The organism is Streptomyces spinosus (assembly GCF_020400655.1).
In the GTDB taxonomy this organism is placed as follows: domain Bacteria; phylum Actinomycetota; class Actinomycetes; order Streptomycetales; family Streptomycetaceae; genus Streptomyces; species Streptomyces argyrophylli.
In genome coordinates, this window is record NZ_JAINRC010000027.1 from 23,925 (window position 1) to 41,523 (window position 17,599).

The following is a 17,599-nucleotide window of genomic DNA, read 5'->3' on the forward strand; positions in this document are numbered from 1 at the left end:
CCATTTTCCCCGAGGCGGCCCGTCCGGCGGAACACGTCACCCGGCCGGGTGAGGGGGGACCGGCACCGCCCGCGCCTGTCCGTACCCGCGCCGGTCCCGCGACGCGACCGAGGTCCGGGCGGAGCCGGGCCGAAACTCGGTGGGCGTTGTCAGTGCCGGTCCGTACGCTCGCGGTTGATGGCCACGACACGTGAAACCACCGACCGATCCGCCGTACGGACCCTGCTCAGGCTGTGGCCGTACGTCCGTCCCGTGCGCGCCCGGCTGTTCACCGCCGCCTTCGTCGCGGTCGTCGCCTCCTGTACGGGGCTGGTGATCCCGCTCGTCCTGAAGTGGATGGTCGACGGGCCGGTCGCCGGCCGCGACCCGGCGGGCGTCTGGCTCGGCGCGCTGTACCTGCTGCTGCTCGGCATCGCCGAGGCGGTCCTGTTCGGCATACGGCGCTGGCTCGTGGCCCGGCCGCTGTCGCACGTCGAGGCGGAGATGCGTGCCGCGCTGTACCGGCGTCTGCAACGGCTGCCGGTGGCCTTCCACGACCGCTGGGCGTCCGGCCAGCTGCTCTCGCGCGGCACCACCGACCTGATGCTGCTGCGCATGTTCCTCGCCTTCCCGCTGACGTTCCTCCTCGTCAACGGCGTCACCATCCTCGTCGGCCTGGTCATCATGCTGCTCCAGGACTGGGTGCTGGGGCTGGTCATCCTCGGCCCCGCCGTCCCCGTGGTGTGGACGTGCGTGGTCTTCGAACGGCGGTACGCGCAGGTGGCGCGGCGCGCCCAGGACCAGATCGGCGACCTGACGACGCTGGTCGAGGAGAGCGTGCTCGGCATCCGCGTCATCAAGGGCTTCGGCCGCCACCGCAGCCAGGCGCGCGCCTTCCGTGAACTCGCCGGCCGGCTCCGGGGCACGGAGCTGCGCAAGGCGCGGCTGCTGGCCACGATCTGGGGTGTCATCGTGACGCTGCCGGAGGTGGCGATCGGGGCGGCGCTGGTGCTGGGGGTGCTGCGGGTGGCCGACGGGCAGCTGTCCGCCGGCACGCTGGTGGCCTTCCTGAGCACGGCGCTCGCCCTGCGGTGGCCCGTGGACTCGATCGGGTTCCTGCTGGCGATGAGTCAGGAGGCGGCGACCGCCACGGAGCGGTACTTCGAGGTGATGGACGAGGAGCCGGAGGACCGGCTGGACGGGGCCGCGGCCGGAGGCGCGCGCTCGCGCGGTGGCGCGGACCCTGCCGCCGCGCCGGGACTCCGGTTCGAGAACGTGTCGTTCCGCTACCCCGACGCGCCTCCCGGCTCCCCGCCCCTGCTGACCGCCGTCGACCTGCACGTCCGCCCCGGTGAGTCCATGGCCCTCGTCGGGGCCACCGGCAGCGGGAAGACCACCCTCACCGCGCTCGTCCCCCGGCTGCACGAGGTGACCTCCGGGCGGATCACCCTCAACGGCGTGGACATCGCCGCCATGTCCCGCGAGGAGTTGCGCGGCAGAGTCGCCGTGGCCTTCGAGGAACCCACGCTGTTCTCCGCCAGCGTCGGGGAGAACGTGCTCATGGGCGCCCGGGACGCCGCGGGGAAGGCGGAGCTGGACCGGGCCCTCGCCATCGCCCAGGCCGACTTCGCGCACGCGCTGCCGCAGGGCACCGACACCCGCGTCGGCGAGCAGGGCCTGAGCCTGTCCGGCGGCCAGCGCCAGCGCCTCGCGCTGGCCCGCGCGGTGGTCGGCCGGCCGGAGTTCCTGGTCCTGGACGACCCGCTGTCCGCCCTGGACGTGCACACGGAGGCCGCCGTGGAGGCCGCGCTGCGCCAGGTGCTCGCCGACACCACCGCGCTGATCGTGGCCCACCGCCCGTCCACCGTGCTGCTCGCCGACCGCGTCGCCCTGCTCTCGGGCGGCCGCGTCGCCGCCGTCGGCACCCATCAGCAACTGCTGCGCGAGAACGCCGAGTACGCCCGTCTGATGTCCGGGGAACAGGAGGACTCCCGTTGACCACCACGACCCCCTCCACGCCCGCCGTCGACGACGACGGTGACGGACCGGCCCGTCACCGGGACGCGGACGACCCGGGCGGCGCGGGCGACCGGTTCGACCGGGACGTCCTGCCCAGCCCGCCCGGCGCCACCGCCGCCCTGCTGCGCTCGCTGCTCGCGCCCATGAAGGCCCGGGTCGCGCTCACCACGCTCCTGCTGCTGCTCCAGCAGGCGGCGGTGCAGGCGGGCCCGCTGCTCGTGGCGTACGCCATCGACACCGCCGTACCGGCGTTCCGGGACGACCGCGACGGGCCGCTGTTCGCGGTCGCCGCCGGCTACCTGCTGTGCGCCCTCGCCTCCGGCGCGCTGCAGTTCGCGTTCATCGAGGTCTCCGCCCGGGTCAGCCAGGACGTGCTGCTCGACCTGCGCGGGCGGATCTTCCGGCACGCGCAGGCGCTGAGCGTCGACTTCCACGAGCGGTACACCTCGGGCCGGCTGATCTCCCGCTCCACCACGGACGTCGAGTCGCTGCGCGAACTCCTCGACGAGGGTCTGCAGGAACTGGTGACCATCGTCCTGTCCTTCGTCTACATCTCCGCGACGCTGCTCTGGCTCGACCCCGGCCTCGGCGCGGTCGCGGTGGCGTCCTTCCTGCCGCTGTACCTGCTCGTCCGGCTCTACCGGCGGCGCGCGGCGCGGGTGTACGGGGCGCGGTCCACGGCCATCGCGGCGGTGATCGTGAAGTTCGTGGAGACGATGAACGGCATCCGGCCGGTGCGCGCCTTCCGCCGCGAGGCCGCGAACGACGCCGAGTTCGCCGTGCTGAACGCGCGGCACGAACGCACGAACGGCGACTCCCTGCTGGAGATGGCCCGCTATGTGGTCGGCTCCCGGCTGGTGGCCAACACCGCGGTCGCCGGGATCGTGCTCTGGGGTGCCCACCGGGTGGCGGGCGGCTCGCTGGAACTGGGTGTGCTGGCGGCGGCCGTGCTGTACCTGCGCCGGCTGTACGACCCCATCGACCGGCTCGGCATGTTCCTGAACTCCTACCAGTCGGCCGCCGCCTCCCTGGAGAAGATCGCCGGGCTGCTGGCGCAGACGCCCTCCGTGCCGGAGCCGGAGCACCCACGCGAACTGCCGCCGCGCAAGGGCGAATTCCCGGGACGCGAGGTCGTCTTCGACGGGGTCAGGTTCGCCTACCGCACCGGCGGCGAGGTGCTGCCCCGCTTCGACCTGACCCTGCCCGCCGGGCAGACGGTCGCGGTCGTCGGCTCCACCGGCGCGGGCAAGTCGACCCTGGCCAAGCTGCTCGCCCGGTTCTACGACCCCTCCGCCGGGCGCGTGCTGCTGGACGGCGTGGACCTGCGCGAGCTGCCGATGCCCGAACTGCGGCGCGGGGTGGTCATGGTGACGCAGGAGGCGTTCCTGTTCTCCGGCACGGTCGCCGACAACATCGCCCTCGGCCGGCCCGACGCCACCCGGGAGGAGATCGAGCGGGCCGCGAAGGCGATCGGCGCGCACGAGTTCATCAGCGCCCTGCCCGACGGCTACGACACCGACGTCCGCAAACGCGGCGGCCGGATCTCCGCCGGTCAGCGCCAACTGGTCGCCTTCGCGCGCGCCTTGCTCGCCGACCCGGCCGTGCTGATCCTGGACGAGGCGACCAGCTCGCTGGACATCCCGGGGGAGCGGGCGGTGCAGGGGGCCATGGCGACGGTGCTGCGGGGCCGTACCGCGGTGGTGATCGCGCACCGGCTCTCCACGGTCGAGATCGCGGACCGGGTGCTGGTGATGGAACACGGCCGGATCGTCGAGGACGGCCACCCGGATGAACTCATCGGCGGCACCGGCCGGTTCGCGGACCTCCACAAGGCGTGGCGGGACAGCCTGGCCTGACGTGCGGGGTCCGCAAGTCCGCCGAAACCCGGTTGCCCCCGTCGGTACGCGGCTGACAGGGTTCCCGGTCATGCCTTCCTTCTCGGCGTACGACGGGACCCGGCTCGCCTACCACGTGGCCGGGGACGGCCCCCCGGTGGTCTGTCTGCCCGGGGGCCCGGCGGATTCCGCCTACCTCGCCGACCTCGGCGGGCTGTCCGCGCACCGGCAGGTGATCAGGCTGGATCTGCGGGGCACCGGCCGGTCCGCGGCACCGCGGGACACCGCGTCCTGCCGTTGCGACCGGCTCGTCGACGACGTCCAGGCGCTGCGCGAACACCTGGGCCTGGACCGGGTGGACCTGCTCGCGCACTGCGCCGGCGCCAACCTGGCCGTGCTCTGCGCGAGCCGCCACCCGGACAGCGTCGGCAGGCTCGCGCTGATCACGCCGAGCGTCCGGGCCGTCGGCCTCACGATCACCGGTGACCTCCGGCTCCGGACCGCGCGGCTGCGCCGGGGGGAGCCGTGGTTCCCGGAGGCGTTCGCGGCCCTGGAGGCGATCGTGGCGGGGGAGGCCACCCCCGACCGCTGGCAGGCCGTCGCACCGTTCTCCCACGGCCGCTGGGACGCGGCGGCCCAGGCCTGCCAGGCGGCCCAGGACGAGCGGACGGACCCGGAGCTCGTCGCCGCCTTCGGCGCCGAAGGAGCCTTCGCCCCGGCGGCCACCCGCGCCGCGCTCGCCCGGTTCCCGCGGCCCGTCCTCCTCCTGGCCGGCGAGGTCGACCCGGGAGCCCCTCCCGGCACCACGGCCGAGTTCGCGGACCTGTTCCCGGCCGCCGAGCTCGTCGTCCAGTCCGGCGCCGGACACTACCCGTGGCTCGACGACGCCGACCGGTTCGTGGCCGCCGTCGCGGCGTTCCTGGGCCCGGCCGACGTCCCGGGACAGCCCACCTAGTCGGCGGGCCCGGTCACGGCACCCCCAGTTCGAACAGCGCGTACCCGGCGTACGAGCCGGAGGCCAGGGCCGCGATGCCCAGCAGCGTGCACTGCACGGGCAGGCTCAGCCGGCGCATGGCCACCGCGAGCGGCAGGAACAGCGGGAAGCAGGGCAGCAGGTAGCGGGAGATGTTCGCGACGATCTGCTGGCTGCCGAGCACCAGGACCAGGGTCAGCACGGTGTACACCACCAGCACCGCCGGCGGGCGCAGCCGCAGCAGCAGCGGCAGCAGCGCGCAGGCGAGCAGGATGACGGCGACGGAGACGACGTCCGCGAAGGGGTAGGCGAAGAGGTAGTCGAACCTGCCCACGGGCACGGACGTCAGCACGTCCAGGGTCTGCGCGCCGTAGTCGAAGCTGTGCGCCCACGCGCCCGACTGGAGGCGGAAGTAACCGCCCAGGTCGCCCATGCGGTCGCCGACCCAGAGCAGGTAGCCGAGCAGTCCCAGCGGGGCGAGGGCCGTGGCCAGCAGCGGGCGCAGGACGCCGTCCTCCCGCCGGCGCAGGGACAGCAGCGCGGCCACGCCGAGCGCGGCGATCAGCGCGGCGGCCGTGGGCCGGTTGAGACCGGCCGCGAAGGTGAGCACGCCGGCGGTGAGCCAGCGGCGGGTCAGGACGGCGTGGCAGGCCCAGGCGGCCAGGGCCACGTACAGCGATTCGGAGTAGACCGCCCACTCCACCCCCGAGCCCGGCCACACCGCCCACAGCCCGGCCGCCGCGAGCCCGGCCCGCCTGCCGCCGAAGCGCTCGGCGACGGCGTACACGCCGAGGGCGGCGACGAAGGAGGCGACGACGGAGACGAGCAGCCCGGCGCCGTAGGGGACGAGACCGGTGACGGCCGAGGCCGGCCGCATCAGGGCCGGGTAGAGCGGGAAGAACGCCGCCGAGTTGCCCTCCAGCGTGATCAGGCCGGTGGCGCCCGGGACCGGGACGAGCTTCGGGTCGTAGCCGTGCAGCGCGATCTGCTGGTACCACCAGCCGTCCCAGGTGGCCAGCACGTCCCAGGGGTGTGCGCCGCCGCCGAACCGCGGGTGCCGGGTGCGGTAGTCCCCGGTGGAGGACAGCAGGTACAGGAACGAGCAGAAACCGGCCAGCTTCAGCGTGCCGAACAGGGCGAGGACCGGTCCGTGGCGGCGGACGGCGGCCCGCGGCCGGGAGACGGGCGCGGCCTCGGGCGCCGGCTTGCGGGCGCCGGGCAGGATCGCGGTCACCGGAGCGCCGGCCCGGGCCGGCGGCGGCTCAGGGTGCGCCGCATCCGTACGATCCCGCGCAGGTCGGCCAGGGCGGTGGCGAGGATGTCGACGCTGCTGTCCGGGTCGTCCACCCAGTCCACCGGCACCTCGTGGATCCTGAGGCCCGCCCGCTCGGCGAGTACCAGCAGCTCGGTGTCGAAGAACCACTCCCCGTCCCGCACCAGCGGCAGCAGCCGCTCGGCGGTCTCCCGCCGGACCGCCTTGAACCCGCACTGCGCGTCGGAGAAGCCGACGGCGAGCGTGCGGCGCAGCAGGGCGTTGTAGCAGCGGGATATGACCTCGCGCCGGGCCCCGCGCACCACCCGGGCGCCGGGCGCCAGCCGGGTGCCGATGGCCAGGTCGGAGTGGCCGGAGATCAGCGGGGCCACCAGCGGCAGCAGCGCGGTGAGACCGGTGGACAGGTCCACGTCGAGATACGCCAGCACGGGCGCCCGGGAACCCGACCAGGCGGCCCGCAGCGCCCGGCCGCGGCCCTTCTCGGGCAGCCGCAGCGAGACCACCTCCGGGAGTTCGCCGGCGACCCGGGCGGCGATGACCGGGGTCCGGTCGGTGCTCGCGTTGTCGGCGATGGTGATCCGGAACGGGTAGGGGAAGCCGTCCCGCAGGTGCGCGTGCAGCCGCCGGACGTTGGGCTCCAGGTCCTTCTCCTCGTTGAACACCGGCACGGTCACGTCCAGGACGGGGTCCTCCTGGGGCATCCGCAGGGGGGTGCGCCGGGGTGCCGCGGCCGGTGATGCGCTCGGCCGGACCGGTCGTGCCGATCGGCTCGGTCGGATGTATGTCACGTAAGTACCTGTTTGTTCCAGTGGACAGGGCGCACGGAAGGGCATGCGCGGGTGCGACGCGCGAGGTAGGGCAGGTGGGGCTAGTCGCTCGCCGTCGCGGTGGCCGGTGGCGTGGTGCTGTCGCCCCGGGCGGTGGCCGTCGGCGGCCGCTGCGTGGCGGTCGTCGAACTCTCCGGGGCGGTGGGCGGGGCGGAGGTGGTCGCGGTGTCGCCCGGTGACGGCAGGCCCGTCGGCGTCGATGTCGGCGTGGACGACGGCGTCGATGTCGGCGTGGACGTCGGCGTGGACGACGGCGAGGACGACGAGGACGGCGGCGGACCCGGCGTCCCGGACGGCGACCGCGACGGCGAGGTGCTCGGCGCGGGCGCCGGGCTCAGCGCGGGCCGGGGGCGCGGGGCGGTGGGCCGGTCGGCGGTGTGGCCGTGCGGCCACAGGAACAGGCCCAGGCCCAGCCCGGCCGCCGCCAGCACGGAACCGGCGGCCCGGCGCGCCGCGCGCACCCGGCGCCGGGCGCGCACTCCCGCGCGCAGCGCCTCCCGGTGCCGCACCTCGAACGGCACCGGCTGCCGGGCCCGGTGCATGAGCCGCGTCAGCTCCCGCTCGAAACGGTCCGTGCCGTCCGGCGCGGCCCTGCGGTCTTCCCCGTGATCCGTGCGGTCCCTGCGCTCCATGGGTCCTCCCTCACCCCACCGGCTCGATGACGTCGGCCAGCAGCCCGCGGAGCCGGGCCACGCCGCGCGCGGCATGCGACCGGGCCGTGCCCACCGGGCAGCCCAGTGCCTCCGCGACCTGCCGGTCGGGCAGGTCCTGGTAGTAACGCAGGACCACGGCGGCCCGCTGCCGCGGCGTCAGCTGGGCGAGCGCGGCCTCCAGCCGGGACCGCTCGGCCACGGTCGCCGACACGTCACCGGACACCGCCACCTCGGGCAGCTCCTCCACCGGCCGTTCGCCCCACCAGCGCCGCCGCGCCGAGCGGGCCGCGGCCCGCGCCAGCACCTTGCGCACGTACGCCTCCGGCGCCTCGTCGGCGACCCTCGGCCAGACGAACCACAGCTTGACCAAGGACTCCTGCAACAGGTCCTCGGCGCGGTGCCGGTCCCCGCCGGTGAGCAGACGGGCGAGATGGAACAACACCGACCAGCGGGCCGCCACGAACGCGTCGTACTCACCGGCCCTGGTCTGCTCCATCCCACGGTCCCCGTCCTCGCCGGCTCTTCCTCCACCAGGGGTAAGGCACTGGACCCCCGGCGGCGCTGCACCCGGCGGACGTGATCCGCGTCACCCACGGCTCCCGCGCGGCCTCAGCAGACCCTCAGCAGCAGCACCGTCCGCGCCGGCACCGTGATCTCCGCCCCCGCCCGGTGGACCGTGCCCGGCGCCCGGTCCTGCTCCTCCGCCGAGGTGTCCACGACCACCTCGTACCGCCGCGCCCACGGCGGGCCGGGCAGCACGAAGCCGGTCGGACTCTCGCCCGCGTGCAGCACGGCGAGGAAGCTGTCGTCCACCACCGGCGCGCCCCGCTCGTCGCGGCCCGGGATGTCCCGGCCGGAGAGGTACATGCCGAGCGTGGCGGCGGGCGCGTACCAGTCGCCCTCGGTCATCTCCGCGCCCCGCGCGGTGAACCAGGCCAGGTCGCGCAGCCCGTCCGCGGTCTGGGCGCGGCCGGAGAAGAAGGCCCGCCGGCGCAGCACCGGATGCCGGTGGCGCAGCGCGATCAGCCGCGAGGTGAGGTCGTACAGCGCCCGCCAGCCGGGCTGCTCCAGCAGCGACCAGTCCAGCCAGCTGATCTCGTTGTCCTGGCAGTAGGCGTTGTTGTTGCCGCGCTGGGTGCGGCCCAGTTCGTCGCCCGCGACCAGCATGGGCACACCGGTGGACAGCAGGAGGGTCGTCAGCAGGTTCCGCAGCTGCCTGCGGCGCAGGGCCCGTACGCCCGCGTCGTCGGTCTCGCCCTCGGCGCCGCAGTTCCAGGAGCGGTTGTCGTTCGTGCCGTCCCGGTTGTTCTCGCCGTTGGCCTCGTTGCGCTTGGTCTCGTACGACACCAGGTCGCGCAGGGTGAAACCGTCGTGCGCGGTGACGAAGTTGACGGAGGCGTAGGGGCGCCGGCCGCCCCAGGCGTACAGGTCGCTGGAGCCGGAGAGGCGGTAGCCCATCTCGCGCACGTCGGGCAGGGCGTGCCGCCAGAAGTCGCGGACCGCGTCGCGGTAGCGGTCGTTCCACTCGGTCCACAGGGGCGGGAAGGCGCCCACCTGGTAGCCGCCGGAGCCGATGTCCCACGGCTCGGCGATCAGCTTCACCCGGCGCAGCACCGGGTCCTGGGCGATGACCGCCAGGAACGGGGAGAGCATGTCGACGTCGTGCATCGAGCGGGCCAGCGCCGCCGCGAGGTCGAAGCGGAAGCCGTCGACGCCCATCTCGGTCACCCAGTAGCGCAGCGAGTCGGTGATCAGGCGCAGCACCTGGGGGCGGACCACGTGCAGGGTGTTGCCGCAGCCGGTGTAGTCGGCGTACCGGCGGGCGTCGTCCTGGAGCCGGTAGTAGCCGCGGTTGTCGACGCCCTTCAGGGACAGCGTGGGGCCCAGCTCGCCGGCCTCCGCGGTGTGGTTGTAGACCACGTCCAGGATGACCTCGATGCCGGCCGCGTGCAGCGCGCGCACCATCCGCTTGAACTCGCCGACCTGCTGGCCGGTCGTACCGGAGGCCGCGTAGGCCGCGTGCGGGGCGAAGTAGCCGATGGAGTTGTAACCCCAGTAGTTCCTCAGGCCCCGGCGCAGCAGGTGGTCCTCGTGCGCGAACTGGTGCACCGGCAGCAGCTCGACGGCCGTGACGCCCAGCCCGACGAGGTGGTCGATCGCGGCCGGGTGCGCCAGTCCCGCGTAGGTGCCGCGCAGTTCCTCGGGGACGCCGGGGTGCAGCTTGGTGAAGCCCCGCACGTGCAGCTCGTAGATCACCGAGTCGGCCCACGGCGTCTTGGGGCGCCGGTCGTCGGACCAGTCGTCGTCGTCGTGGACGACGACCCCCTTCGGAACGTACGGCGCCGAGTCCCGCTCGTCGCGCACGGTGTCGGCGACCGACTGCTCCGGCCAGTCCCGCACGTGCCCGTACACCTCCGGCGGGAGGCCGAACTCGCCGTCCACCGCGCGTGCGTACGGGTCCAGCAGCAGCTTCGCCGGGTTCCAGCGGGCGCCGGTCCACGGGTCCCAGCGGCCGTCCACCCGGTAGCCGTAGCGCTGTCCGGGCATCACCCCGGGCACGAAGCCGTGCCAGATCTCGTGCGTCAGTTCGGTCAGCGGGATCTGCGTCTCCCGGCCGCCCTCGTCGAACAGGCACACCCGGACCGCCTCCGCACCGGCCGCCCACAGCGCGAAGTTGGTGCCCGCGACCCCGTCCGGACCGACCCGGAACCGGGCACCCAGCGGGGTCGGCGCACCCGGCCACACGGCCGGGACCGGCGGTACGGCACGCCGGGCGCCGTTCACCGCCGCCGGTTGCCCGCTCCCCGCGGCCGGCATCCCGGCCGGTGCCCGCTGCTCGGCTGCGCTCGTCACTGTCGCCCCTCTTCCCAGTGGCTCGCCCGAGGGGCGCGGCCGGCCGCGCCGGGTGGCCGGGGCGCTCCCGGCACCCCGGCCACCCGGTCCGGCCGCGCCCCGACGGCTCCGACGCGGGCCCGGGGGTCCCCTGCGGGGAGACCCCCGATGTGTCGTCCTTCCCTCTGTTCTGCCCAGCGCGTGGCTCGCACTCACGTTTCCCCGGAGCGGGCCCGGTCGTTGGGTCTCGCGTGAGGCACGCAACTGGACGCGCACGGCGCGCGGGGGCCGCGCTGGCCGCCGTACTGACATGGGCGGGGCTGCTCGCGGGCTGCTCCATGAACGGCTCGGGCCCCCTGGGCATGGGCGGGCCGGTGGGCAAGCCCCCGGCTCCCGAGGACATCATCCGGGTGACCCCCGACGACGGCAGCAAGGCCGTCCGTCCGGGTGACCGGCTACAGGTGCGGGTGCCCGGCGGGCGCCTGGAGAAGGTGACCGTGGTCAGGTCGCAGGACGCGCAGGACACCCCGGTCCCGGGGCACATCAGCGAGGACGGGCTGACCTGGCGGCCCGACGAGGACCGGCTGGCGCTGGCCGCCAGGTACACCGTCGACGCGGTCGCGCTGGACCCCCACGGCCGCCGCTCGGCCCGGCACACCACGTTCACCACCTACGTCCCCGACCGGCGGTTCATCGCCTACGTCAGCCCCGAGAACCGCGCCACCGTCGGCACCGGCATGATCGTCTCGCTCTCCTTCAGCCAGGAGATCACCGACCGTGCCGCCGTCCAGCGCGCGGTCCGGGTCAGCGCGAAGCCCCCGGTGGAGATCCGCCCGCACTGGTTCGGCAAGAACCGCCTGGACTTCCGTCCCGAGCGCTACTGGAAGCCCGGCACCGAGGTGACCGTCGACCTGGACCTGCGGGACGTCCAGGGCGCCCGCGGGATCTACGGGCTGCAGGACAAGACGTTCGCCTTCACCGTCGGCCGCAGTCAGGTCTCCGTGGTCGACGCGGCCCGGCACACCATGGACGTCCGGCGCGACGGACACCTCCTCGCCACCGTCCCCATCACCGCGGGCGCCCCCCAGCACCCGACGTACAACGGGAAGATGGTGGTGATGGACATGCTGGAGGTCACCCGCATGAACAGCCAGACGGTCGGGCTGGGCGCCGAGTACGACATTCCCGACGTCCCGCACGCCATGAGGCTCACCGACTCCGGGACCTTCCTGCACGGCAACTACTGGGCGCCGGAAGCCCCCGGACAGGTCAACGTCAGCCACGGCTGCGTGGGACTCATGGACGTCAAGGGCGGCAGTTCGGACACCCCGGCGGGCTGGTTCTTCGACCGCAGCCTCGTCGGCGACGTCATCGAGGTGGTCAACAGCAAGGACAAGACCGTCGCCCCCGACAACGGCCTCGGCGGCTGGAACATGGGCTGGAAGGAATGGAAGGCGGGCAGCGCGGTGAAGTAACCAGGTGAGGGGGCGGGGCGCGCGGCGCGGGTGCCGGGCGGAAGTTGCGACGGAACGGTGACATTCGGCTGACACCCCGCTCAAATCCAGGCGGTTAATATGCGCGCACAATGTGGTGGGGAGCGGCCTGACCAGGGCCGCTGGAGGGGAGAACAACGTGAACACGCGGCCTGTGGCGGGGGCGTCGGCTCGGGGGCGGCAAGGCCGTGGGGCGCTGGCGGTCATAGCCGGCGCCCTGGCGTTGTCGCTCGCCGCGTGCGGCGGGGGCGGCGACTCGGGCTCCGGTGACGGCAAGGGCAAGGACGGCGGCGGCCGGAAGGGCGGCCAGTCCACGGCCGCGGTCAGCATCGCGCCCAAGGCCGGTGCCACCGGCGTCGACACCAGCGGGGCGCTCAAGGTCGACGTCGCCCGGGGCCGGCTGACCGAGGTCACCGTCAAGGACGCCAAGGGCGAGAAGGTCGAGGGCGCGATATCCGGCGGCGGCGCCTCCTGGACGCCGTCGACCCATCTGGCCGCCGGCACCAAGTACACGGTGCACGCGGTCGCCAAGGACTCCGAGGGCCGCGAGGCCGCGGAGGACTCCACCTTCACCACGCTGACCCCGAAGAACACCTTCGTCGGCTACTTCACCCCCGAGGACGGTTCCACCGTCGGCGTCGGGATGCCGTTCTCCATACGCTTCACCCGGGGCATCACCAGCCCGGACGCGGTCGAGAAGGCCATCCGCGTCAAGACCGAGCCGGCCGTCGACGTCGAGGGCCACTGGTTCGGCAACGACCGCCTGGACTTCCGCCCCGAGAAGTACTGGAAGGCAGGCACCAAGGTCACCGTCGACCTCGACCTGGACGGCGTCGAGGGCCGCGACGGCGTCTACGGCAAGCAGCGCAAGACCGTGAAGTTCACCATCGGCCGCAACCAGGTCTCCGTCGTGGACGCCAAGAAGCACACGATGAAGGTCACCCAGGACGGCAAGGTCGTGAAGACCATCCCGGTCACCACCGGCAAGCCCGGCTACGACACCTGGAACGGCCAGATGGTCATGAGCGAGAAGCTCGCCGTCACCCGGATGAACGGCGAAACCGTCGGCTACGGCGGCGAGTACGACATCAAGGACGTCCCGCACGCCATCCGCCTCACCAACTCCGGCACCTTCATCCACGGCAACTACTGGGGCGGCGACGCCTTCGGCAACTACAACGCCAGCCACGGCTGCGTCGGCCTGCGCGACGTGCGCGGCGGCTACGACGGCTCCGTACCGGCGGCCTGGTTCTTCAACCACTCGCTGATCGGCGACGTGGTCGTCGTCAAGAACTCCCACGACGCCACGGTGGCCCCCGACAACGGCCTCAACGGCTGGAACATGTCGTGGGCCGACTGGAAGAAGTAGCCCCGTCCGACGTAAGGGCCCGGTGCTGTGACCTACGGCACCGGGCCCATTGTCGTTAGTGGCCGTTAACCTGACCCCCATGACCGTCTCTCTCGAAGTCGCCGAAGGCGTCGGCACCCTGCGGCTCGACCGGCCGCCGATGAACGCGCTGGACATCGCCACCCAGGACCGGCTGAAGGAGCTGGCCGAGGAGGCCACGGACCGCGACGACGTGCGCGCCGTGGTGATCTACGGCGGCGAGCGGGTGTTCGCGGCGGGCGCGGACATCAAGGAGATGCAGACCATGGACCACGCGGCGATGGTCCGGCGCTCCCGAGCCCTGCAGGACTCCTTCACCGCCGTCGCCCGCATCCCCAAGCCCGTCGTCGCGGCCATCACCGGCTACGCCCTCGGCGGCGGCTGCGAGCTGGCCCTGTGCGCCGACTACCGCATCGCCGCCGACAACGCCAAGCTCGGCCAGCCCGAGATCCTGCTCGGCCTGATCCCGGGCGCCGGCGGCACCCAGCGGCTGCCCCGGCTGATCGGCCCCTCCAAGGCCAAGGACCTCATCTTCACGGGCCGTCAGGTCAAGGCCGACGAGGCCCTCGCCGTCGGCCTGGTGGACCGTGTCGTGCCGGCCGCCGAGGTGTACGAGCAGGCGCACGCCTGGGCCGCGCGGCTCGCCCAGGGTCCGGCCATCGCGCTGCGCGCGGCCAAGGAGTCCGTCGACACCGGCCTGGAGGCCGACATCGACACCGGGCTCGCCGTCGAACGGAACTGGTTCGCCGGTCTGTTCGCCACCGAGGACCGCGAGCGCGGCATGCGCAGCTTCGTGGAGGAGGGGCCGGGCAAGGCCAAGTTCGTCTGACCGTCAACCGCGTGGACGGCCCGCCGGCTTGCGCGCGGGGTCTTGCAATTGACGCGTCGTCTCATTCGGGTCCCCCGATGGGGCGGTTTATGGGAGCCTTATCGCAACCTTAAGCCTGCCTCGTCGAGGGGGTCCGACGATTGCCCGGAAGTGAGCCGTCGCCGCAGGTCAACCGGGCAGCACCGGACATCGACATGCCAACGGCATATGCCGATCGGCGGGTGCGGGGCGGGGGCGTGCGGGGGGCGTATTCCTCCGGAACGGCCCCCAAGACGGCTCCGGACGGCCATCATGGGGGCATGGCGGGGCTGGAGGGCATCGAGCAGCCGCGGGGAGACAGCCGTGCGGCCGCGGCGCGCTGGTCACCCGCGGTCGAGGACGAACAGGGACTCAAGGCGCTCGAACTGTTCGGGAACCCGACCGAGGCGGAGGTCCCGCTGCCGTCCCGCCCGGAGTCCGCGGCCACCGCCCGCCGGCTCGCCCAGGTCGTCGTCCTGCGCACCTGGCGGCTCACCCCCAAACTGGCCGAGGACGCCGTCCTGCTCGTGTCGGAACTCGTCGGCAACGCCGTACGGCACACCGGCGCCCGCGTCTTCGGTCTGCGGATGCGCCGCCGCACCGGCTGGATCCGGGTCGAGGTCCGCGACCCCTCGCGCGGGCTGCCCTGCCTGATGCCGGTCCAGGAACTGGACGTCAGCGGGCGCGGACTGTTCCTCGTCGACAAACTGGCCGACCGCTGGGGCGTGGACCTGCTGCCGCGGGGCAAGACGACGTGGTTCGAGATGCGGGTCGCCGACCGCTGAGGACCGGCGGGGCGTCCGGTTGCGCCATCCGCGGCGCCAATCGCCCTGTTTCTCACCGATCGCCCCTTAAATGGTGCAGGTGACCCCCACCCACCGCCGTGATGTGCTGCGCACCGGCGCCGGAATCGTCGCCGGCGGTGCGCTCGCCGCCGGATGCGGCACCGGACACGCCGTCCGGCCCCCCGTTCCGGCCGCCCCCGAGCGCTCCCCGTCGGCACCCCCGCCGGAACCCCGCGCCTACCCCGGCCAACCCGCCCAGATCACCCACGGCCCCCGCACCCGCCCCCAGGTCGCCCTCACCTTCCACGGCCAGGGGGACCCCGCCCTCGCCCGCACCCTGCTCGACACCGCCGAACAGCGCGGCGCGCGGCTCACCGTGCTCGCCGTCGGCACCTGGCTGGACCAGCACCCGGACCTCGCCCGCCGCATCCTCGACGGCGGCCACGACCTCGGCAACCACACCCAGCGGCACATCGGCGTCAACACGCTGCCCGAGGCGGAGGCCCGCCGGGAGATCACCGACTGCGCCGCCCGGCTCAAGCGGCTCACCGGCTCCATCGGCACCTGGTTCCGCCCCTCCCGCGCCCCGGCCGCCTCCCCGCTCGTCGCCCGGCTGGCCCGCGCCGCCGGCTACCCGCACGTGCTGTCGTACGACGTCGACTCGCTCGACTACACCCGCCCCGGCGCCGCCGCCGTCACCCGCGAGGTCCTCGCCGGCGCGCGCAACGGATCGGTGGTGAGCCTGCACTTCGGATACCCCGACACGGTCGCCGCCCTCCCCGACCTCCTGTCCGAACTCGGCCGCCGCGGACTGCGCGCGGTCACCACCACGGAGCTGCTGAGCTGATGCGAACCACGAAAGCCGCCCGCCTGCTGGCCGCCGGTGCCGCCGTCACCGCCCTGACGCTGCTCTCCGCGTGCGGCGGCGGGTCCCGCGACCACGCGGACGAGCCCGTCGGCAGCAAGGCGCCGGTCCAGCCGAAGGTGAAGAAGCCGCTGGTCGACGTGTTGCCGGGGATGCCACCGGTCGACGACCCGGCCGACCTCTACGCCGCCGACCGGCCGAACCGGCTCTCGCCCGTGGTCAAGGGCTTCCCCTCCCGGGTGTACGTCCCCAACACCAACTCCGACACCGTCACCGTCATCGACCCCGCCACCTACCGGATCGTCGAGACCATCCGGGTCGGCCGCCAGCCCCAGCACGTCGTGCCGTCCTGGGACCTGAAGACCCTCTGGGTCAACAACGACCTCGGCAACAGCCTGACCCCCATCGACCCGCGGACCGGCCGGGCCGGCGAACCGGTCTCCGTGCACGACCCGTACAACCTGTACTTCACGCCCGACGGCAAGTACGCCGTCGTCATGGCCTCCATGGACCGCCAGCTGGTCTTCCGCGACGCGCACACCATGAAGGTCGTCAAGGCGCTCCCGGTCAGCTGCTACGGCGTCAACCACGCCGACTTCTCCATCGACGGCCGCTACTTCATCGTCTCCTGCGAGTTCAGCGGCGAGATCCTCAAGGTCGACACGGCGCGGATGAAGGTCGTCGGCCAGGAGAAGCTGCCGCTGCACGGCGCCATGCCGCAGGACGTCAAGATCTCCCCGGACGGCAAGCTGTTCTACATCGCCGACATGATGGCGGACGGCCTGTGGATCCTCGACGGCGACAAGTTCACCCGGCCCCGGTTCCTCGCCACCGGCAAGGGCGCCCATGGCCTCTACGTCAGCCGCGACTCCCGCGAGATGTACATCTCCAACCGGGGCGAGGGCACCATCTCGGTCTTCGACTTCACCCGCAACCGGCTCACCAAGAAGTGGCACCTGCCCGGCGGCGGCAGCCCCGACATGGGCGGGGTCTCCGCCGACGGCAAGGTCCTGTGGCTCTCCGGCCGCTACAACGCCGAGGTGTACGCCATCGACACCCGCACCGGCGCCCAGCTGGCCCGCATCAAGGTCGGCAGCGGCCCGCACGGCCTGGCCGTCTACCCCCAGCCGGGCCGCTACTCACTGGGACACACCGGCGTCTTCCGCTGAAGCAGCAGTTCCGCGCCCACCGGACGGTACCCGGCGGCCTGGAACGCCCGCAGGCTGCGGGCGTTCCCCGGCGCCACCTGGGCCCACAGCGGCTCCGCGGCCAGCTGCCGGGCGGCGGTCACCAGCAGCCGCCCGAGCCCCCGGTGCCGCACGTCCTCGGCCACCTCGACGGACACCTCCAGCCGCCCGGCGAGCCCGCGCCCCATCACCAGCACCCCGCCGTCGGTCACCCAGGCCCGCACCTCGTCCCGGCGCCCCCGGGCGTACCGGATCCGGGGGTGCCCGGCGTCCTCGATCTCCGTCAGCGCGAGCGGGGGTCCGCCCGGCAGCGGGTCGCCCACCAGCACCGCGTCGACGGTCTCGGCCCGGCGTCCGGTCCGGTCCAGGAGGGCGGTCAGGAAGCGCGGGTTCAGCGTGGCCGCCAGGGGATCGCAGTCCAGGCCGCGCAGCGTTTCGTACACCCACTGAGGGTCCTCGTCGGTGACGACCACCGAGTGCGCGGTGAAGGACAGCACCCCGGCGTCCCGCGGTGAGGGCTGCGCCACGACCGTCGTACCGCCGTCCGCCGGCGGGAAGACACCGGCCGCCGCCGCATCGAGAATGTCCCGCAACGTCTCCACGGCCCGCTCCTTGAGTCTCCACCCACTGGAAGGCCCAGACTC

The 17,599-nt window shown here is 73.5% G+C and carries 14 protein-coding genes and 1 pseudogene; 9 read left to right on the top strand and 6 right to left on the bottom strand.

The window, feature by feature from the left end; all coding sequences use genetic code 11:
• The first annotated feature begins 177 nt into the window (after window positions 1–177).
• The 3 genes from LG395_RS36820 to LG395_RS36830 all read left to right on the top strand — a co-directional run bounded on the left by LG395_RS36820 (window position 178) and on the right by LG395_RS36830 (window position 4,788).
• Window positions 178–1,977 (top strand): ABC transporter ATP-binding protein, encoded by a 1,800-nt coding sequence (locus tag LG395_RS36820; protein ID WP_225813324.1) that lies wholly within the window; start codon window positions 178–180, stop codon window positions 1,975–1,977.
• Complete coding sequence (locus LG395_RS36825; protein ID WP_225813336.1) at window positions 1,974–3,854, top strand: ABC transporter ATP-binding protein; 1,881 nt, start codon at window positions 1,974–1,976, stop codon at window positions 3,852–3,854. Before LG395_RS36820 ends, LG395_RS36825 begins: the two co-directional genes overlap by 4 nt.
• A gap of 70 nt (window positions 3,855–3,924) precedes the next feature.
• On the top strand, window positions 3,925–4,788 hold the full coding sequence (locus tag LG395_RS36830; protein ID WP_171152658.1) for an alpha/beta fold hydrolase: 864 nt from the start codon (window positions 3,925–3,927) through the stop codon (window positions 4,786–4,788).
• A gap of 13 nt (window positions 4,789–4,801) precedes the next feature.
• On the opposite strand, the gene LG395_RS36835 is transcribed toward LG395_RS36830, so the two are convergent.
• From LG395_RS36835 to glgX, 5 genes and pseudogenes are all read right to left on the bottom strand, one after another.
• Window positions 4,802–6,040, bottom strand: coding sequence for a putative hexosyltransferase (locus tag LG395_RS36835; RefSeq protein ID WP_372463514.1), 1,239 nt, complete (start codon window positions 6,038–6,040; stop codon window positions 4,802–4,804).
• 23 nt (window positions 6,041–6,063) lie between these two features.
• A pseudogene (locus LG395_RS36840) lies at window positions 6,064–6,780 on the bottom strand (dolichyl-phosphate beta-glucosyltransferase); the annotation flags it as partial.
• A gap of 167 nt (window positions 6,781–6,947) precedes the next feature.
• Entirely contained in the window at window positions 6,948–7,538 is a 591-nt protein-coding gene (locus LG395_RS36845; RefSeq protein WP_225813338.1) for a hypothetical protein, read from the bottom strand.
• A gap of 10 nt (window positions 7,539–7,548) precedes the next feature.
• Window positions 7,549–8,055, bottom strand: coding sequence for a SigE family RNA polymerase sigma factor (locus tag LG395_RS36850; RefSeq protein ID WP_171152654.1), 507 nt, complete (start codon window positions 8,053–8,055; stop codon window positions 7,549–7,551).
• A gap of 113 nt (window positions 8,056–8,168) precedes the next feature.
• Entirely contained in the window at window positions 8,169–10,412 is a 2,244-nt protein-coding gene (gene glgX / locus LG395_RS36855) for a glycogen debranching protein GlgX (RefSeq protein WP_372463515.1), read from the bottom strand.
• Between the two features lie 230 nt (window positions 10,413–10,642).
• Here glgX and LG395_RS36860 point away from each other — a divergent pair, with 230 nt between their 5' ends.
• The 6 genes from LG395_RS36860 (at window position 10,643) to LG395_RS36885 (ending at window position 16,937) form a co-directional block, all read left to right on the top strand.
• Complete coding sequence (locus LG395_RS36860; RefSeq protein WP_225813340.1) at window positions 10,643–11,866, top strand: L,D-transpeptidase; 1,224 nt, start codon at window positions 10,643–10,645, stop codon at window positions 11,864–11,866.
• Window positions 11,867–12,023: 157 nt separating this feature from the next.
• Window positions 12,024–13,253, top strand: coding sequence for a L,D-transpeptidase (locus LG395_RS36865; protein WP_225813343.1), 1,230 nt, complete (start codon window positions 12,024–12,026; stop codon window positions 13,251–13,253).
• 79 nt (window positions 13,254–13,332) lie between these two features.
• Entirely contained in the window at window positions 13,333–14,100 is a 768-nt protein-coding gene (locus LG395_RS36870) for an enoyl-CoA hydratase/isomerase family protein (protein WP_225813345.1), read from the top strand.
• A gap of 194 nt (window positions 14,101–14,294) precedes the next feature.
• Window positions 14,295–14,903: an ATP-binding protein gene (locus LG395_RS36875; RefSeq protein ID WP_171152644.1), complete on the top strand. Its 609-nt coding sequence runs from the start codon at window positions 14,295–14,297 to the stop codon at window positions 14,901–14,903.
• 70 nt (window positions 14,904–14,973) lie between these two features.
• On the top strand, window positions 14,974–15,750 hold the full coding sequence (locus LG395_RS36880; RefSeq protein ID WP_225813346.1) for a polysaccharide deacetylase family protein: 777 nt from the start codon (window positions 14,974–14,976) through the stop codon (window positions 15,748–15,750).
• Window positions 15,750–16,937 carry a YncE family protein gene (locus tag LG395_RS36885; protein WP_171152640.1) on the top strand — a complete coding sequence of 396 codons (1,188 nt, stop codon included), beginning with the start codon at window positions 15,750–15,752 and terminating at the stop codon, window positions 16,935–16,937. Before LG395_RS36880 ends, LG395_RS36885 begins: the two co-directional genes overlap by 1 nt.
• Here LG395_RS36885 and LG395_RS36890 read toward each other — a convergent pair.
• Window positions 16,904–17,557, bottom strand: a complete 654-nt coding sequence (locus LG395_RS36890) for a GNAT family N-acetyltransferase (protein WP_225813356.1) — start codon at window positions 17,555–17,557, stop codon at window positions 16,904–16,906. The two genes, LG395_RS36885 and LG395_RS36890, sit on opposite strands and share 34 nt — an antisense overlap.
• Window positions 17,558–17,599 lie beyond the last annotated feature (42 nt).